This window comes from Bacillus sp. LBG-1-113, from assembly GCF_020708615.1.
In the GTDB taxonomy this organism is placed as follows: Bacteria; Bacillota; Bacilli; order Bacillales; family Bacillaceae; genus Bacillus; species Bacillus mojavensis.
Map to the genome: position 1 here is coordinate 839,849 of NZ_JAJFDG010000001.1, position 16,021 is coordinate 855,869.

Genomic DNA, 16,021 nt, shown 5'->3' on the forward strand with positions numbered 1-16,021 from the left:
AGAAAAGGGTGAAAAAATGATGAAAGAACACGTGCTTGTAATCCTGCCTCACCCTGATGACGAATCATACGGTGTGGCGGGTCTGATTGCTTTAAACAGAAAAAAAGAGGTGCCCGTTACATATGCTTGCGCTACGTTAGGCGAAATGGGCAGAAATATGGGAGATCCATTTTTTGCTAACCGGGAAACCTTGCCATTATTAAGAAAACAAGAGCTTATCAACGCCTGCAAAGCAATGGATATCAATGACCTGCGGATGCTTGGGCTTCGAGACAAAACGCTTGAGTTTGAAGATGATGAATATTTAGCTGATATCATGGAAGAAATCATAGATGATGTGAAACCAAGCTTAATTGTCACATTTTATCCGGGACATGGCGTGCATCCAGATCATGATGCATGCGGGGAAGCGGTCATCCGGGCATTGTACCGCAAAAAGAAAGAAGACCGTCCGCGTACACTATGCATGGCTATTACACGCAATAGAGAAGAGGTGCTTGGCGAAGCAGACGTCGTACTTGATATCAAAGAAGTAGCAGATATTAAAATGAACGCGTTAAGAGCTCATCGCACCCAGACGGAAGGTATGCTCCGAGAGCTTGAGGAAAAACTGAAAAACAATGAACCTGTTATGGCAACGTGGTTTGAAGAAGAAGTGTATTGGACATATCAATGGAATGATTAAAAAAAAGGTATAAGGTCTATAGGGACCTTATACCTTTTTTAATTTCAAGTCGGATGCAATCGCTGACGCAAGGGTAGATCTCAGTGAGATGTCCTCAAAAGACAAACCGAGCTGAACCGCTGTTTGCGCAATTTCCGGTCGGATCCCCGACAATGTGGATGAAACGCCAATCAAACGCAACGCCTCAATCAGACTGAAAAGCTGGTGGGCAACCATGGTATCAATGACCGCTACCCCGGACAAGTCAATGTAAAGCTGCGTCACCTTTTTTTTCGCACATTGATTCAAGGTATTTTCCATGATCAATTTAGCACGGACGGTATCAATATCTCCGATTAACGGAAGCAGTCCCACACTGTGGAACAGCACGATCACCGGTGCGCTCAATTCAGTGATCATATCCTTTTGGGCCTGAAGCTGAAGGCTTGTGTTTTTGTACATTTCTTCTATAAAAATATGAATTACAAGATCAAACGCCTTAATAAGAGTGTGATATAAATCCTCGGCTTCTTCGCTTTTCACGGTATCCTGATTGATATGAACAAATTCCTTCACATAGGAAACAAACAAGTCTCTTACTCTGACAAACTCACGAATAATATAGTGGATAGGCGTTTTTAAATGCTCTTGATCCTGAGTGACTTCAAAAGCCCAGGCTTTTAGAATGGGCAAGTATACCTCTTCTTCATCTATAAAGATACGGCTGATCTTATAATTGAAAGCAAGGTTCTGGCTCTTTAAATTTCTAATGACGGCCGGGTCTGTTGATGCATAGATTGAATTTGGGTCAGTTTCCTCGATTGTTTCATACCATGCTGAACTTATTTCTTCCGCATGCTGAGACAGATACTCATATAATTTCTGATTTTGTGCCATGCATATCACCTCTTTTAAAATTCCTGTTTCAATAAATAACGTTTTTGCAGTTTAACCAGCCTGAAAAACAGACCGACTGCTCCTGCCGCGAGCCCTGCAATTAACCCGATCCAATAACCGTACGCGCCAAGTCCTGTAAACGTGCCGACCGCATATCCGACAGGAAGACCGATAACCCAATAAGAAATAAAAGCCGCTGCAAGTGTATAATTGACATCTTTATATCCTCTGAGGGCGCCCTGAATAGGTGCTGCCACTGCGTCGGAAAGCTGAAAAAACAGCGCGTAAATTAAAAAGTGCTGCGTGAGCCGGAGGACATCCGGATCAGAAGTGTACATGCCTGCGATTTGCTCTCTGAATAAAAGGATACAGGCAGCTGTTAACAAAGAAAAGCCTACCGCCATCATGATCCCGATAAAGCTGTAAGAGCGAGCGTCTTTAAAACGAGCTGCTCCGGCCTCAAACCCGACAACTATCGTTAAAGCCATGGACACGCTGAGCGGCAGCATATATAAAAGTGACGCAAAGTTCATGGCGGCCTGATGGGACGCGATGGTCACTGTATTAAAATGGCTCATCAGCAAAGTGACAGCCGCGAAGATGCTCGTTTCAAAAAACACGGCAAACCCGATAGGCAATCCGATTTTCAGCATATTTTTGCATGCTTCCCAAGAGAACTTATACATGGTAAGGAAAATGCCATATCCAGAAAACGGCGCTGCTTTACGAATGATGATAAAACTGATGATACAGATGCACCAATACGTAAGCGCTGATGCAAGCCCGGCGCCGACTCCGCCAAGGGCAGGCATGCCGAATTTCCCGAAAATAAATACGTAGTTTAACACAAAATTTATCGGCAGTGAACATAGTGTAATCATCATGGTGACTCGTGTTTTTCCTAATGAATCAATGAACGATCTCAAAACGGTGTAAACAAATAAAGGAAAAATCCCCAAAGATAAAAAACCTAAAAAGTGCTTCGCAATGTCATGTACGTGAGCCTCAAGGTTCAATCGGGATAGAACAGGGTCAACTATTCCATATCCAGCCGCTAAAACGGCGATGCTTAGAAGTGCGGCCACATATACTGCCTGTAAGACAGTAAAGGGAATTTGTTTGGTATTCTCAGCGCCTAATAGCTGCGCGACGATTGGAGTGACTGCCATTAATATCCCCGCCAGTCCAGTATAGACAGGCGTCCAAAGACTTGATCCAATGGCCACACCGGCTAAATCGGCGGCGCTGACTTTCCCTGACATCACCGTATCTAAAAAGGTTATGAGAGAAAGGCCCGCCTGAGTGATTAAAATCGGAATTAAAATGTGCAAAAGCTGTTTTACCTTTTGTCCGGCGTTTTTTGTTTCTTTCATACATTGATCCCCGTTTCTTTATCATAACGAGAGAAATTATAACATTTTATGTATAAAAAGCAATGAACGCCTGGCCTATTCTTTTTTTGTCGGTTTCGTTTTTCTAAACATTTGGGCATAAATAAAAGAAAGCGAAATAACGCCTAAAAAGGTGCAGATATACTGAATGATTCTTTCCATTTCCATTCTTTACATACCTCCTTTACCAATAGAATGTGCATCAATAAGATAAGCATGCGTGCAAAGTTGAAAATATGAAAAGGAGATGAAGGCCCATGCATTACGAACAGATGACAGAAAGTGTATTCACGGCAAAGATACAATCGCATTTAGAACAGATATTGGGGGATGCTTCTCTTATTTTGAAAACGCTTCATGAAAAAGATCAATGCCTCCTTTGTGAATTGGATGACTTGGGACGTATTTTTCAGAATATGCATGGCATCGCCTCATCCTTTTATTTGCAATCATACATTGAACAATTTACACCTTCATTTGTGGAACTGGCCAAGGCGATTAAAAATTTATCGGAAAATAAGCATGGCGCGTTAATTGTCATTGAAAGGACAGACTCGGTTGACAAGTTTATTCAAAAAGGAACATCGCTTCATGCAGAAATCAGTGCTTCATTAATTGAAAGCATCTTTTTTCCGGGAAATCCTCTTCATGACGGCGCTTTATTAGTGAGGGAAAATACACTCGTCTCAGCAGGAAACGTTCTCCCGCTGACGACCCAAGAAGTGGATACTCAGCTGGGAACCAGACACCGGGCAGCTTTGGGGATGTCTGGATATACAGATGCGCTTGTACTGGTTGTTTCTGAGGAAACAGGCAAGATGTCGTTTGCGAAGGATGGTGTGTTATACCCGCTCATCTCACCGAGAACATAAAAATAAACAAAAGGACCCGAACTGCTTTTGTCTCATGAGACAAAAAGACTGAAATAGAACCCTTTTTCAAAAGCATTCATGCCATACTGAATGCTTTTTTTCTTGAAAATAGAAAGTCGGGAAATGTAACCTGGTATAAAAGTTATATAAGATTAATATTAATTAAGTTAAATACTTTACCTGATTTTGTATTTATAGTACTGTATAAAATATTACATAAATTTTAATGAAAGGGCGTGGCCGCATGGCTAATGTATTAATGATCGGTTTTCCGGGAGAGGGCCATATTAATCCGTCTATCGGTGTAATGAAGGAACTGAAATCAAGAGGAGAAAACATTACTTACTATGCAGTAAAGGAATACGAAGAAAAAATCACCGCGCTTGATATTGAATTTCGTGAATATAACGATTTTAGAGAAGATTATTTCGGAAAAAACGCAACTGGTAATGAGGAAAGAGATTTTGCCGAAATGATATGTGCCTTTTTAAAAGCGTGTAAGGACATCGCCACCCATATTTATAAAGAAGTCAAAAACGAATCATATGATTATGTCATATATGATCACCACTTCTTGGCTGGTAAAATCATTGCCAATCTGCTGAAGCTGCCGAGATTTTCATTATGTACGACTTTTGCGATGAATGAGGATTTTTTAAAGGAAATGATGGATACATTCAATAGCAGCCCATTTGAAGACTCACCTTATTTCGAATCCTATCAGCAGCTCGCAGAAACCTTAAATTCCGAGTTTCAAGCGGAAATTACCAAGCCGTTTGACGTTTTTTCGTCCGATGGAGATTTGACGATCGTCTTTACGTCAAGAGAATTTCAGCCAATGGCAGAGCAATTCGGAGAAAACTATGTTTTTGTTGGTCCTTCAATTGCAAAAAGAGCCAAAAGCAATGACTTTCCATTCGATCAAATGAACAATGAAAACGTGCTGTTTATTTCTATGGGAACTATTTTTAATAATCAAAAAGAGTTTTTCAATCAATGTCTTGAGGTATGCAAAGACTTTGACGGAAAAGTTGTGCTGTCCATTGGGAAGCATGTTAAACAAAGTGAGTTAAACGATATTCCGCATAATTTTATTGTGCGCCCGTATGTGCCTCAGCTTGAAATCCTGAAAAGAGCCAGTTTGTTTGTCACCCACGGCGGAATGAACAGCACAAGCGAAGGCTTGTATTTTGAAACACCGCTCATTGTCATTCCAATGGGAGCCGATCAATTCGCTGTCGGAAAACAGGTGGAGCAAGTAGGTGCTGGGAAAGTGCTGAAAAAAGAACAGTTGTCTGAAAGCCTTCTGAAAGAAACCATTCAAGAAGTGATCAGCAATCCTATCTATGCCAAGAAAGCAAAAGCAATTGGCCAGTCACTGAAAGCGGCAGGCGGTGCTGAAAAAGCTGCCGTCAGCATTCTTGAATATGTTAAACACAATACTCAATCAGCTAATGCATAATGGATTCAGCCTGTTCATTTGAAATGGACAGGCTTTTAACTGTTTAGAAAAGCTGGGCAGTGTTGCAATCAGAAGAAGGGATTTGACACTTTGATAGAGAATTGAAAGAAAAACAGACAGAAAAGGAGGAAAATCTGCTTCTTTCATCAACATAAACCAATCATTTTACCCCCGCTTAAATAGTTCCTTAGACTTTCGATAAACCTATCCAAATTATGTAAAATACTAGGTGTTTATCTAGAGGTTTAAGGTCGAACGAAGCTACATTTGCTGCCGGATCTATAAAAATTTGTTTATAACGCTAAAAAAGTGACGATATAACGTATGTGTGCCATTTTTGGAAACGGAATACTAATTCTTTCTGTTTGTGTCATAAAAAGTTTAGGAGGTTGCATGAATGAAAAAGAAGATCGTAGCCAGTTTGGCTGTTTCCGCAGTTGTTGGGTCATCGATGGCAGCAGCACCCGCGGATGCAAAAACGATAAAGGTGAAAAGCGGTGACTCTCTTTGGAAACTTTCGCGCCAGTATCATACGAGTATTTCTGCATTGAAATCCGAAAACAAATTGAAATCGTCAATGCTTTATGTCGGACAAAGTCTTAAAGTTCCAGAAAGCAGCAAAAAAAGCAAAACACCCTCATCAAACTCAAACAAAACGTCAACATACACCGTGGCATATGGTGATTCTTTATGGATGATTGCCAAAAATCATAAAATGAGTGTTTCAGAGCTTAAAAGCTTAAACAGCCTGAACAGTGATTTGATTCGTCCCGGCCAAAAACTGAGAATTAAAGGGACAAGCAGTTCAAACAGTTCGAGTGGACCAAAAAAAAGCAACGGTTCAAATTCTACAGGTCCATCAAAAAGTACATATACTGTAAAGCTTGGTGATTCTCTGTGGAAAATCGCAAACAGTTTAAATATGACGGTTGCCGAATTGAAAACCTTAAATGGCTTAACATCAGATACACTTTATCCTAAGCAAGTATTAAAAATAAAAAAAGGCAGCTCATCCAATAGCGGTAGCAGCGGTTCAAAAAAGCCGTCAAACTCAAATTCTTCAAAAACAACTACATACAAAGTGAAATCAGGTGATTCGTTATGGAAGATTGCGAATCAGCTGGGCGTCACTGTGCAAAGTATTCGTGATAGAAACAATTTGTCTAGCGATGTTCTGCGAATCGGACAGATTCTCACAATTTCAGGAACGACTAAATCAAATAATTCCAATAAGAATATCCCGAAAGACAAATCAGGATCAAACGTTCAAATAGGAACAAAGATTGACAGAATGATAACGGAGGCAAAAAAATATGTCGGTGTTCCGTATCGCTGGGGAGGAAATACGCCTTCCGGTTTCGATTGCAGCGGCTATATTTATTACCTCATTAATAAAGTATCATCTATTTCAAGGCTGAGCACGGCAGGGTACTGGAATGTGATGCAAAAAGTCAGCCAGCCGTCAGTCGGTGACTTTGTTTTCTTTACTACGTATAAATCCGGACCGTCTCACATGGGGATTTACTTGGGCGGCGGCAATTTTATTCATGCAAGCTCCGACGGTGTGGGCATTTCCAATCTCAGCAATTCGTATTGGAAACAGCGCTACTTGGGAGCACGAAGCTATTTTTAAACTTTGAGCATGGACATTAGACAGACGGGGCGTTTGGGCAGGACGTCCTGCTGCCCTAATGTAAAAGCCTTTTAAAAGGCTTTTTTTAGTTTATATCGGAATATGATTGACCACACTGTTAGAAAAAACAAGGGGGAGACAGCATGAATCGTTTCTTGCTCCTTATCGTGGTGGCGGCACTGGGTCTTGCGGGATGCAGTCAGGAAACACCTCCTGACCATCCGCGGCGGGTACCGGATAAAAAGGTGATAGAAACGTCAGCGTTTAGTCATCAGATCCAGCTGGTCAATAGAGAAGGCAAAAAAGTCGGGTATATTGAAATAAAAGAATCAGAAGACGAAGGGCTCGATTTTCACATCTCAGCATACAGCCTGACACCCGGGGCTTCACTCGGTTTTCATATTTATGAAAAAGGATCATGTGTCAGGCCGGATTTTGAATCTGCGGGCGGACCCTTTAATCCGCTGAACAAAGAACACGGCTTCAATAATCCGATGGGACATCATGCCGGAGATCTTCCGAATCTTGAAGTCGGCGCAGACGGGAAAGTAGATGTTATTATGAATGCGCCTGAAACCTCTTTACAAAAAGGAAGCAAATTGAATATTCTCGACCAGGATGGCAGCGCGTTTGTTATTCACGAACAGGCTGACGACTATCTGACGAATCCGAGCGGAAATTCAGGAGCGCGAATTGTGTGCGGAGCGCTTTCTGGCAATAACGAGAAACAGTAATATAGCGGGAGCCCTTTGTATTGAGCATACAGGGGCTTTTTTAGTATACTCGTTAATGGAATACGAATAGGAAAGGAAACCTGTCTATGACATCTCAATTGCAGCACTTAACATTGCCGGAAGATATACAAAATAAGCTTTTATCATATAAAAGCCAGCCAATTTCTCCAGAATTTCAATCACTTATCGGGGCATCAGGCTATGAGGCGGAGGATGAAGCCATTTTATTCGATGCCATTATCGCATTGGCGATGGGAAAAAATATCCTGTTAAAAGGACCTACAGGCTCAGGTAAAACTAAGCTGGCGGAAACATTGTCCAGTTATTTTCATAAACCAATGCACAGTGTCAACTGCTCAGTTGATTTGGATGCTGAAGCACTGGTTGGCTATAAAACCATTGAAAATCAATCTGGCCAGGCAACGATCGAGTTTGTCTCGGGGCCTGTGACAACAGCCATGAATGAAGGCCACTTTCTTTATATAGACGAAATCAATATGGCAAAGCCGGAAACCCTGCCCATCTTAAACGGTGTATTGGACTATAGAAAAATGATGACAAATCCGTTTACAGGAGAAGTCGTTCGGGCAAAAGAAGGCTTTGGAGTCATTGCTGCCATCAATGAAGGCTACGTTGGAACCGTACCGCTGAATGAAGCGCTTAAAAACCGTTTTGTCATTATTGATGTGCCATATATTAAAGGCGAGCTGCTGAAACAAGTACTCATGTCTCAGTCTGCTCTTCATGATGAGAAATTGATTGACCGGTTTATCACGCTGTCTTCTGATCTGATCGTTCAGGCCAATAACGGGCAGGTGTCTGAAGAAGCGGCATCTATCAGAGCTTTAATTGATACATGTGATTTAGCCGCTTATATTCCGCCGCTACGGGCCATCGAACGGGGAATTGTAGAAAAGCTTGACGATGACCGTGAAAAGGCGGCAGTCCGAAATATCGCAGAAACTCTGTTTGAATGAGGGATGTGCGATGAAATTTATCAAATTTAATGACAGCACAATTGACTCGTTTTTATTTATGATGCTGACCGATTTGGCCAAAACGCTCACCAAAAGTGAGGCAGTGGAAGTGGAGTATGGCGTTCAGTCCTACTACAACCCATTTGAAAAAAAAATCTACATGAGCCACTTTTGGAAGGACAGATCAGCTGAAGATATGGAAGCAGGTCTCAAAAGCGATGTCTACCTTCGATCGGTCGGAACTAAATACAGCTCGCTGCAAGAGTTTACGAACTTTTTGGATGATATCCATCGGCATCTTACATTCAAAAGCTTTGCCAAACAGCTGTTTATGCTGCTTGAGGACATCAGAATTGAAGAATGTATCAAACACGGGCGTCCCGGCACAAAACATGTATTTGCAAAACGAAAAGACATGTACAGAAAACATTTCTCCACACAGCTCACTTTAAATTTAGAACGAAGCATTTTTACGGATGCGCTCTGTTGCGCCATGTATACCAAGCTGACGGCGGAATCGCCTCTGGAAACCATCCCGTCTATGCGTGATGATATTGATCTGATGCGACCGTTTATTGAACAGCAGCTCTTGCGTGTGTATGAAGCTGACTCTACACGCCACGTTCTGAAAATTGTCGAAGACATCATGGACGGACTTGAAGAGGTACTTGATAAAGACATGCTGAATACCTACTTCTTTTTGCCTGAGTTAGATTACGCTAAAGCCGCAGAGCAGCCGTTATTTGAAGAAGAGAAAAAAGCGCCGAAGCTGAGTGATGACGTAACGCTTCCGAAAAAATCAGACGGCGATGAAGATATTCACGATGAAGAAATGCCGACTTGGCACCGTGAAACAGAAGCGCCGTCTAAAAGCTTCCTTCAATTTGATATTGAACACGGCGCAAAATCCGATTTAGGAAAAGATGCTTCTCGTGAAGGGGACGATGGAGACCAAGCTCTCGGCTCTGTTCAAGGTTCAGCTAGACAGACAAAACGAAAAGACTATTCCAAACTGGAAGCGCTAGAGTCCAAAAAAGACCAGCCGAACGGCGCGGGTCTTGCCGACGGAAAGGAAAATAAATTCGCGTTTGCGATTTATAAAGAACCGGAGCCTGCAACAAAAGATGAAGAGCTTTCTTATAAACAGCAGGCAAAATCGATCGAATCGTATCAGAAGCGTTTAAAACAAATGATTCAAAAAACGCTTGAACACAAAAAAACGCTGCCAAGGACTGACCTCCACGCGGGCCGTCTGAACAACAAGCTTCTCCGTTATTTTACGGAGCGGAATCCGCGTCTTTTTTACAAAAAACAAGAGCCTTCTTCAGAAATTGACGCTGTTTTTACATTACTGGTCGACTGTTCAGCCAGTATGTTCGACAAAATGGATGAAACGAAGCGGGGTATCGTATTGTTTCATGAAGCCTTGAAATCAGTAGCAGTTCCGCATCAAATTGTCGGCTTCTGGGAGGATACAAACGATGCGACCGAAACGAGTCAGCCGAACTATTTTAATACGGTAATTCCATTTCAGTCGTCCTTAAGACAGGCAGCGGGACCGGCGATTATGCAGCTTGAACCTGAGGAAGACAACCGTGACGGCTATGCGATCAGGCAAATGACGAAAAAAATGCTGCAGCGGAGCGAGGCGCAAAAATTCTTAATTGTGTTCTCTGACGGAGAGCCGGCCGCATTTGGTTATGAGCAAAATGGGATTGTCGATACAAGTGAAGCGGTTATAGAAGCTCGAAAAAGGGGAATAGAAGTCATAAATGTTTTTCTCTCCAACTCAGAAATTGAAGAATCACAAATGAAAACGATACAGGATATGTACGGGAAGTTCAGTATATTTGTCCCGGATGTCGATCAGCTTCCGGATGTTCTGTATCCGCTTCTTAAAAAACTGCTCCATAAAAGCATAGGATAACCCTTTATCCTATGCTTTTTGGCGTTTCTTTTTGTAAATGATTAAATTTTTTGTTTTTTATAAAGGTTTTTTACTATTTTGTGAACAATCAAGGTAGAATCAAATTGCAAACAGTGGTAAAATATCGTTGGAAGCGTTTTTATTACATAATTTTGGACACAGCGTTCGAAAGTTATTTTAAGATAGTGAATGAATCACTTGATTATCTAGGTTGGGGGTAATATTCAAATGTTTCAAAATAATATGAAACAACGAATGAATTGGGAAGATTTTTACGGTCCGAACCTCGGCTATGCGCTGGAGCTTTACGATCAGTACACCCAGGATCCGAACAGCATTGATCCGGATCTGAAGGACATGTTCGACGAACTAGGAGCTCCTCCAAGCGATATAAAAGAGGCATCGGGAACAAAAGAAAAGGGACGTGTTACAGCCGATCTGATACAAAAGATCGCATCAGCAATCAGACTTGCAGAAGATATACGAACCTATGGCCATTTGAACGCTTCCGTCAATCCGCTCAGAAAGGATGGGAAAAAGAGCGAGCTCTTTCCACTATCCGATTACGGGCTAACAGAAGAGGAAATAAAAGAAATACCTGCGTCGGTCATTTGTAAAGACGCTCCTAAAAACATTACGGACGGTTTAGAAGCCATTCAGTATTTACGAAATACGTATAAAAGAACCATCTCATTTGAATTTGATCATGTACACGACTTTAAAGAGCGCGAGTGGCTGACTCAAAAGATTGAATCCGGTGAATTGTTCCAAAAGAACTCAGCCGAAAAGCTGTCAGCTGTGCTGGAGAGACTGACGGAAGTAGAGGGATTCGAGCAATTTTTACACCGGACCTTCGTCGGGCAGAAGCGTTTTTCAATTGAGGGTCTGGACGCTCTTGTTCCAGTGCTTGATGACATTATCGCACAATCTGTCAAATCAGGTACAACGAGCGTTAACATCGGTATGGCGCACAGGGGCCGCCTGAATGTGCTGGCACATGTGCTGGGCAAACCGTATGAAATCATATTCTCAGAGTTCCAGCACGCGCCGAACAAAGATTTAGTCCCGTCTGAAGGATCAATCGGCATCAGCTACGGATGGACGGGGGATGTCAAGTATCACTTGGGAGCGAACCGCGAGCTTCAAGACGCTGAAACGAAGTCGGCGCGTATTACGCTGGCGAATAACCCGAGCCACTTGGAATTTATCAACCCGATCGTTGAAGGCAGCACAAGAGCGGCGCAGGAAACAAGAACACAAAGCGGATACCCGGTTCAGGATGAAACAAAATCACTTGCGATTTTAATTCATGGAGACGCTGCATTCCCTGGGGAAGGAATTGTCGCTGAAACATTGAATTTAAGCTCTTTAAAAGGGTATCAAGTAGGCGGTGCGATTCATATTATCGCCAATAACATGATCGGATTCACAACAGAAAGCGCTGAATCAAGATCAACAAACTATGCCAGTGACCTGGCGAAGGGCTATGAAATACCGATTGTTCACGTAAATGCGGACGATCCTGAAGCCTGTCTTTCAGCTGTTAAGTTTGCGGTAGAATACCGAAAAACATTCAACAAAGACTTTCTAATTGACTTAATCGGGTACAGACGTTACGGACACAACGAAATGGATGAGCCGTCAACTACTCAGCCGATGCTGTATGACGCTGTAAGAAAGCATCCGACTGTCAAACATATTTTCGCGGAAAAGCTCATTAAAGATGGGGTGCTAACCGAGGAAGTTGTTCAAAACATTGAAAAGTCGGTAACGAAACGCATAGAAGACGCTTATCAAAAAGTGCCGGCTAAAAAGGAACCTATCGCTTGTGAAATAGAACTTCCGGAACCTGTTTCAAACGGCTTTCCGGATGTAGACACATCTATTGATTTTGATGTGCTCCGCAAGCTGAATGGCGAATTGGTCAATTGGCCGGAGTCGTTTAATGTATTCGGTAAGCTAAAACGCATTTTAGAAAGACGGGCCAAGGCGTTTGATGATGACAGAAAAGTGGAATGGTCATTGGCTGAATCTCTCGCGTTTGCTTCCATTCTGAAAGACGGAACACCGATTCGATTAACAGGACAGGATTCTGAGCGCGGAACGTTTGCCCAAAGAAACCTTGTACTTCACGACAGTGAGACAGGCAAAGAATTTGTGCCGTTGCACCATTTGTCAGATTGTGACACATCATTTGCCGTTCATAACAGCCCGCTGTCTGAAGGATCGGTTCTCGGCTTTGAATACGGTTATAACGTGCATTCACCGGAAACACTTGTCCTGTGGGAAGCGCAGTATGGAGATTTCGCCAATGCTGCTCAAGTGTACTTTGACCAATTTATTTCTGCCGGACGCGCAAAATGGGGCCAAAAATCCGGATTAGTGATGCTGCTCCCGCACGGTTACGAGGGACAGGGCCCTGAGCATTCAAGCGGTAGAATCGAGCGGTTCCTGCAACTAGCTGCTGAGAACAACTGGACGGTTGCCAACCTGACAAGCGCCGCTCAATATTTCCATATATTAAGAAGACAGGCTAAAATGCTGCTGCGTGAGGAAATTCGACCGCTCGTTATCATGACGCCGAAGAGCCTTCTGCGCAATCCGAATACCGTTTCTGAAGTGCAGGAGCTCAGCGAAAGCCGCTTCCAGCCTGTTTACGAACAGTCAGGACTTTCTCATGAATATGAAAAAGTGACGCGGCTCGTATTATCCAGCGGTAAAGTATCTATAGACATCAGCGATCATTTCAACAAGTTAGAAGACGGGAAAGAGTGGCTTCACATTGCGAGAATTGAACAGCTGTATCCATTCCCTGCAAAAGGAGTCAAAGAATTATTTGCAAAGCTTCCGAACCTTAAAGAAATCGTTTGGGTTCAGGAAGAGCCGCAGAACATGGGGGCATGGAGCTATATCAGCCCTTATTTGACAGAACTTGCACCAGAAGGAGTAAGCGTTCAATATATTGGACGAAGAAGACGATCCAGTCCTGCAGAGGGAGATCCGACAGTTCATAAAAAAGAACAGGAACGTATTGTATCTGATAGCTTGACTCGCAAAAACTAAGGGGGAAATGAAAAAATGGCGGAAATTAAGGTACCTGAATTAGCAGAATCAATCTCAGAAGGAACAATAGCCCAATGGTTAAAGCAGCCCGGTGATTATGTAGAACAGGGTGAATATCTGCTTGAACTTGAAACGGATAAAGTAAATGTTGAATTGACAGCAGAAGAATCGGGTGTTCTTCAAGAGGTATTGAAAGATTCGGGTGATACCGTCCAAGTTGGAGAAATTATCGGTACCATTACAGAAGGCGCGGGTGAAAGTTCTGCCCCTGCTCCTTCAGAGAAGGCTGAAAGCAAAGAAAGTGAAAAAGAAGAAAAGCAAGCTGAACCAGCGGCGCAAGAAGTGAGCCAGGAAGCGCAAACGGAAGCAAAATCAAGAACAATTGCATCTCCTTCTGCCCGTAAGCTGGCGAGAGAGAAAGGGATTGACCTGTCTCAGGTTCCAACTGGCGACCCGCTTGGAAGAGTGCGCAAACAGGATGTTGAGGCGTATGAAAAACCAGCGGCGAAACCAGCTCCTCAGCAGCAAAAACAACAGCCGCAGGCTCAAAAAACACAGCAAAGCTTTGACAAACCTGTTGAAGTGCAAAAAATGTCACGCCGCAGACAGACGATTGCTAAACGTCTAGTCGAAGTTCAGCAAACATCTGCGATGCTGACTACATTTAATGAAGTTGACATGACGGCTGTTATGAATCTCAGAAAACGTCGCAAAGACCAATTCTTTGAGCAAAATGAAGTGAAGCTGGGCTTTATGTCTTTCTTTACTAAAGCTGTTGTAGCGGCATTGAAAAAATATCCGCTCTTGAATGCAGAAATTCAAGGCGATGAGCTGATTGTTAAAAAATTCTATGATATCGGAATCGCTGTTGCAGCTGAAGAAGGACTTGTTGTTCCAGTTGTAAGGGATGCAGACCGTCTGACATTTGCAGGCATTGAAAAAGAAATCGGCGAGCTTGCGAAAAAAGCGAGAAACAATAAATTAACCCTTGGTGAGCTGCAAGGAGGCTCATTTACAATTACAAACGGAGGGACTTTCGGTTCACTCATGTCGACACCGATTTTAAACAGCCCTCAAGTTGGTATTCTGGGTATGCATAAGATTCAGCTGCGCCCTGTCGCAATTGATGAAGAACGTTTTGAAAACCGTCCAATGATGTATATTGCTTTATCTTATGATCATCGGATCGTAGATGGTAAAGAAGCAGTTGGATTCCTTGTCACTATTAAGAACTTACTAGAAGATCCTGAACAGCTTTTGTTAGAGGGATAAAACAAAAAAGGTACATCACGGCTAAACGTGATGTACCTTTTTATATAGAATAGATTGTTAAAGAGTCAGTTCTGTGCTGTTTGAATCTTCTTTTTGATTCTTACCTTTTTTAGACCAATATGTAGCGAGCAAAGAGCCTGAAAGGTTGTGCCATACACTGAAAATCGCGCTAGGAACAGCGGATAGCGGTGAAAAATGTGCCGTAGCAAGTGCTGCGCCAAGCCCTGAGTTTTGCATGCCGACTTCAATTGCAACCGCTTTTTGAGATGCATAATCCATTTTTAACAGCTTTGCACAAAGAAACCCCAGTAAATATCCAATGCCATTATGCAGGATAACTACTGAAAAAATAAGCCATCCTGATTGAAGCAGGTTTTCCCGATTGCCGCTTACAACAGCTGACACAATCGCAACAATACCGATGACTGAAACAAGCGGCAGGACATGAACGGCTTTTGCGACCTGTTTTTTGAAAAACATTTTGACGATTAGGCCTGCAATGATTGGAAACAATACAGCCTGCAAAATTGAAATAAATAATGAGCCAGGCGAGACAGGCAGCCATTCCTTGGCAAACAGCATAATCAATACCGGCGTCAAAACAGGTGCCAACAAGGTGGAAATTGTAGTGACAGCAACAGAGAGGGCCGTATTGCCTTTTGCTAAAAATGTCATGACATTAGAGGCAGTTCCACCCGGGCAGCAGCCAACGAGAATAACGCCTACCGCGATCTCCGAGGGGAGATGCAAGCCATAGGCTAATCCGAAAGCAACAAGCGGCATAATTGTATATTGGGCAATCACTCCGATAATGACGTACAAAGGTTTTCTGATCAGCTCTTTAAAATCATCGGTTTGCAGTGTTAGCCCCATTCCAAACATGATAATGCCAAGAAAAATCGTAATATAAGAACTGATCCAAGAAAATAATAACGGGAACGAAAATCCGAGTACGGCAAAAACAATAACCCAGATGCCGAAGGTTTGTCCCGCGAAATGACTAATCTTTCTGATGTTTTCCATAAAAACACTCCTCATACACTGATCAAGAACTTCAGCAGAAATCCTAACAGATTTTTTGGTATTCCCCTATTATAATTAATTTTCTGAATAATTCAATATTAATAGA

12 protein-coding genes are annotated in these 16,021 nt (G+C 42.6%); 9 read left to right on the top strand and 3 right to left on the bottom strand.

Annotation, left to right across the window (positions count from 1 at the left end; translation table 11 throughout):
• Positions 1-19: 19 nt before the first annotated feature.
• On the top strand, positions 20-685 hold the full coding sequence (gene bshB2 / locus LJF29_RS04625; protein ID WP_010334592.1) for a bacillithiol biosynthesis deacetylase BshB2: 666 nt from the start codon (positions 20-22) through the stop codon (positions 683-685).
• A gap of 27 nt (positions 686-712) precedes the next feature.
• Here bshB2 and LJF29_RS04630 read toward each other — a convergent pair whose 3' ends face one another.
• Entirely contained in the window at positions 713-1,561 is an 849-nt protein-coding gene (locus tag LJF29_RS04630; RefSeq protein WP_168748057.1) for an STAS domain-containing protein, read from the bottom strand.
• A 14-nt stretch (positions 1,562-1,575) separates the two neighbouring features.
• Positions 1,576-2,934 (bottom strand): MATE family efflux transporter, encoded by a 1,359-nt coding sequence (locus LJF29_RS04635; protein ID WP_168748056.1) that lies wholly within the window; start codon positions 2,932-2,934, stop codon positions 1,576-1,578.
• Positions 2,935-3,209: 275 nt separating this feature from the next.
• On the opposite strand from LJF29_RS04635, the gene cdaS reads away from it, so the two are divergent.
• The 8 genes from cdaS to odhB all read left to right on the top strand — a co-directional run bounded on the left by cdaS (position 3,210) and on the right by odhB (position 14,892).
• Positions 3,210-3,824, top strand: a complete 615-nt coding sequence (gene cdaS, locus LJF29_RS04640; RefSeq protein WP_229147223.1) for a sporulation-specific diadenylate cyclase CdaS — start codon at positions 3,210-3,212, stop codon at positions 3,822-3,824.
• Between the two features lie 244 nt (positions 3,825-4,068).
• Positions 4,069-5,286 carry a macrolide family glycosyltransferase gene (locus tag LJF29_RS04645; RefSeq protein WP_229147224.1) on the top strand — a complete coding sequence of 406 codons (1,218 nt, stop codon included), beginning with the start codon at positions 4,069-4,071 and terminating at the stop codon, positions 5,284-5,286.
• A 397-nt stretch (positions 5,287-5,683) separates the two neighbouring features.
• Positions 5,684-6,919, top strand: coding sequence for a LysM peptidoglycan-binding domain-containing protein (locus LJF29_RS04650; RefSeq protein ID WP_229147225.1), 1,236 nt, complete (start codon positions 5,684-5,686; stop codon positions 6,917-6,919).
• A 143-nt stretch (positions 6,920-7,062) separates the two neighbouring features.
• On the top strand, positions 7,063-7,653 hold the full coding sequence (locus LJF29_RS04655; RefSeq protein ID WP_229147226.1) for a superoxide dismutase family protein: 591 nt from the start codon (positions 7,063-7,065) through the stop codon (positions 7,651-7,653).
• 86 nt (positions 7,654-7,739) lie between these two features.
• Positions 7,740-8,630 (top strand): AAA family ATPase, encoded by an 891-nt coding sequence (locus LJF29_RS04660; RefSeq protein ID WP_168748052.1) that lies wholly within the window; start codon positions 7,740-7,742, stop codon positions 8,628-8,630.
• 10 nt (positions 8,631-8,640) lie between these two features.
• A complete protein-coding gene (locus LJF29_RS04665) occupies positions 8,641-10,557 on the top strand; it encodes a vWA domain-containing protein (protein WP_229147228.1) in 1,917 nt (638 codons plus the stop codon).
• A gap of 228 nt (positions 10,558-10,785) precedes the next feature.
• Positions 10,786-13,620, top strand: coding sequence for a 2-oxoglutarate dehydrogenase E1 component (sucA, locus tag LJF29_RS04670; RefSeq protein WP_229147230.1), 2,835 nt, complete (start codon positions 10,786-10,788; stop codon positions 13,618-13,620).
• A gap of 15 nt (positions 13,621-13,635) precedes the next feature.
• Entirely contained in the window at positions 13,636-14,892 is a 1,257-nt protein-coding gene (odhB, locus tag LJF29_RS04675; protein ID WP_010334582.1) for a 2-oxoglutarate dehydrogenase complex dihydrolipoyllysine-residue succinyltransferase, read from the top strand.
• Between the two features lie 57 nt (positions 14,893-14,949).
• Here odhB and LJF29_RS04680 read toward each other — a convergent pair whose 3' ends face one another.
• Positions 14,950-15,915, bottom strand: a complete 966-nt coding sequence (locus LJF29_RS04680) for a bile acid:sodium symporter family transporter (RefSeq protein WP_229147232.1) — start codon at positions 15,913-15,915, stop codon at positions 14,950-14,952.
• Positions 15,916-16,021: the final 106 nt, after the last annotated feature.